This is a genomic window from Dietzia sp. Cai40 (assembly GCF_014145165.1).
Taxonomy (GTDB): domain Bacteria; phylum Actinomycetota; class Actinomycetes; order Mycobacteriales; family Mycobacteriaceae; genus Dietzia; species Dietzia natronolimnaea.
On record NZ_JAALEB010000431.1, the window covers coordinates 1 to 3,166 of the forward strand.

The window sequence follows — 3,166 nt, forward strand, 5'->3', positions numbered from 1 at the left end:
CGGCGAGGACGGCGGCCCGGGTCGCACCGGTGTCGCCCCCGCGATAGCGCACGGTCGCGAGTCGATCCACGAGGGACTGGTCGCGCGAGGCACCGACGTCGGCGACCACGGCGAGCCCGGCGGCGACCCCCGCCTCGCGTTCGCGTCGTTCCCGCTCGGCGTGTGCCCGCTCGAGTTCCGCGCGCGCCAGATGGAGCTCCTCACCGAGCGCTCCGGCCTCCGCTGACAGCCTCGCCAGCTCCGCCAGGTCCTCACCGGGTGCGTCATCCGTCGAATCGACACCGGCCCGCGCGGTGCTCTGCCCCGGGCCCACCGTCTGCGCCGGACCCACCACCCGGGTGGGGTCCGCGGTCTGAGCCGACACCGTCACGACCCCGGAACTCAGTACGACGAGAGCGGCCGCGATGAGGGCGACCGGCCGGGCTCTGGGGGTCATGGGCAACTGTGACACTCTCGGATCGCTGTTCAGTGACGAGCGGAACGCGGCGGGGGCACCGTCAGACTCCGTTGCCGAGATGGTACAGACGACGAACCCCGCCGGTACCGGTTACGTGACCGGCGTTCGGCGGGGTTCGCGGACGTGCGTGGTGCGAGACGGCTCAGTAGTAGCGGGTCGCACCGTAGAACGGCATGGAGTCCACCGGCGCGTAGCTCACAGAGGTGCCGGAGTACGGGGCATGGACGACCTGGCCGTTGCCGGCGTAGATCCCCACGTGGCTGGCGCCGCTGTAGAAGGCGACGATGTCCCCGGGCTGCAGGTCGGCCTTGGAGACCTGGGTCCCGCCGCCGATCTGGGCCTGGCTGGTGCGCGGGATGGAGATTCCCGCCTCCTTGTACGCCCACGAGGTCAGACCGGAGCAGTCGAACGAGTTGGGGCCGGTGGCGCCCCAGACGTACGGCGAGCCGACGCGGGTGCTGGCGGCGTCGAGGATGCGCTGACCGGTGGAGATCTGCGGCGCCGGGGCGGCGAACTCGACGGGGGCCGCCTGTGCGGCGGCGGCCTGGGCGAGGCCGGCCGGGAGGGCGATGCCCTCAGGGAGATCGACGGTGACCTGTGCGGGCACACCGGGCAGACGCAGTTCGACGGGGACGTCGACGGTCACCGGTGCGGCGGCCGCGGTCCCGGCGCCGGCGATGGCGGCTCCGGCTGCGAGCAGTCCTGCGGTGGCGACACGGCGCCCGGTCGAGCTGGCCTTGATGCTGTGGGCTCCCACGAGAGTGATTTCCTCTTTCTTCCTGGACACCGACCGGGTTAGCTGACGGGTTCGGACACGGAAGTCTGTCCTACGCCCGGACCTCTCGGCCCTCGGGCGATTCACCCCAGTGGAACGTGGTTCCCCGGTGCACCGTGGTGGTGCTTTGGTGGTGACCCCGGCCCCCCACCGGCGGGCGGGTGATGACTTCCGAGGTCTCGAAAAGGTTACGAAACCATCTCGTCGAAGTCCAGTCCATCCGCTAGGCGGCCGTTTCCGACGCCATGATCTCGACGCTCGAGACCATTCCGAGCTCCATGAGCACCTCGATCGCCGAGCGCACCTCCGGCTCCAGGACGTACCCGCACGACTCCTCGGAAAGCGCGTCCACCTGGGGTTCTCCGGACAAGAGCACCGAGACGACGCAGTCCTCGCACCGGCGCGGGCGGGCCGGGCACCGTGAGCAGTCCATCGAGAACATGATCTACATCACACTCCGTCCTGGGCGTGTTGCCCATTCGTTACCGGGCCGCGATCTACGGCTCGAGGCCGACCGTAACGGCGGGGTACGACATCCCCCTCCGCGGCGGCGGGCCGCACCCGGCCTCCGCCACGACCGTCCGCCCCGCCACTGTCGGACCGGGTCGCTACCGTCGGCACCATGCCCACTCCCCCGACGCGAGAGCCGGTCCGCACGCCCGGGCCCCAGGGGGTCCAGGCGGCGTTCGACGAACTCGAACCGATGCTCTCCGAGGTGACGTTCGTCGTGGTCGACCTGGAGACCACCGGCACCCGACCGGGGACGGACGAGATCACCGAGATCGGCGCGGTCCGCGTACGGGGCGGCGAGGTCCGGGCTGAGCTGTCCACGTTCGTCGCCATCGACGGGGCCCTGCCGGGGCACATCAGCAGGCTCACCGGTATCGACCCCGGCAACCTCGTCGGGGCGCCCACCCTCGGAGAGGTGATGGCGACGTTCCTGGAGTTCTCCCGCGGCGCCGTCCTGGTCGCCCACAACGCCCGGTTCGACCTCGGTTTCCTCCGGGCGGCTGCCGTCTCCACCGACCATCAGTGGCCGGATCCCCCGTCGATCTGCACGCTCGCCCTGGCACGTCGGATTCTCCACCGTGGCGAGACCCGCGGACACCGTCTCGGTGAACTCGCCGCCCATCTGGGATCCACCGTCGAGCCCAACCACCGGGCGCTCCAGGACGCCCGCGCCACCGTCGACGTCCTCCACGCCCTGATCTCCAGGGTCGGGGACTGCGGGGTGGCCACCCTCACCGAGCTCCGGTCGTACGACGGCCGCCTCGCCCCCGAGGTACTGCGCCGCGCCGCGCTGACCGAAGCGCTCACCACCGGTCCCGGCGTCTACCTCTTCCGTGACGGGTCGGGGGGCGCCCTGTACGTGGGGTCATCCGTGTCGGTGCGGCGGAGGGCCCGTTCCTACTATTCCGGAGCCGACTCGCGCAGCAGGATGCGCACGATGGTCGGGCTGGCCGCGAGTGTCGAGTCGGTGCCCTGTGCGCACCTCCTGGAGGCGTGGACCGTCGAGGAGCGGCTCATCGATTCCCTGCAACCGCCGTACAACCGGCGCTCGCGGAGTCCCCGTCGCGGGTGGTGGCTCTCCCCACCCTCCGGGCGCGCGATCCGTGGACAGGTCACCCGCACACCGGAGCACCCGTCCGCCCTCGGCCCGTTCCGGAGATCCGAGGACGCCAGGTCGGCGTGGCTGGACCTCGTCGAGACCCTCGGTTCCCCGCCCGACGCGGAGGACTGGGAGGCGCTGGTCGCCGGCCGGAGCTCCGCGACCGTCAGGGCGATGGTCGACCAGATCGACGCGATCGCGGCGGGCGGAGCGTTCGAGCGCGCGGCCCGGTTGCGCGATCGCACGGCGACGCTCGTCCGGATCCTCACCCGGCAACAGGAGCTCGCCGCCACCGCCGGCCTGCCCGAGCTGGTCCTGGCCCAGC

The 3,166-nt window shown here is 71.6% G+C and carries 3 protein-coding genes, 1 pseudogene and 1 riboswitch; of the genes and pseudogenes, 1 reads left to right on the plus strand and 3 read right to left on the minus strand.

Features of this window, described 5'->3' with window-relative positions; all coding sequences use genetic code 11:
- The 3 genes and pseudogenes from G6022_RS14970 to G6022_RS14980 form a co-directional block, all read right to left on the minus strand.
- A pseudogene (locus G6022_RS14970) lies at window positions 1–436 on the minus strand (NlpC/P60 family protein); the annotation flags it as partial.
- 163 nt (window positions 437–599) lie between these two features.
- Window positions 600–1,214, minus strand: a complete 615-nt coding sequence (locus G6022_RS14975; protein ID WP_182691883.1) for an NlpC/P60 family protein — start codon at window positions 1,212–1,214, stop codon at window positions 600–602.
- 13 nt (window positions 1,215–1,227) lie between these two features.
- Window positions 1,228–1,375, minus strand: a riboswitch (cyclic di-AMP (ydaO/yuaA leader).
- Window positions 1,376–1,455: 80 nt separating this feature from the next.
- A complete protein-coding gene (locus G6022_RS14980; protein WP_182638485.1) occupies window positions 1,456–1,674 on the minus strand; it encodes a hypothetical protein in 219 nt (72 codons plus the stop codon).
- 180 nt (window positions 1,675–1,854) lie between these two features.
- Here G6022_RS14980 and G6022_RS14985 point away from each other — a divergent pair.
- A partial coding sequence (locus G6022_RS14985; RefSeq protein WP_182691885.1) for an exonuclease domain-containing protein occupies window positions 1,855–3,166 on the plus strand: 1,312 nt, incomplete at its 3' end.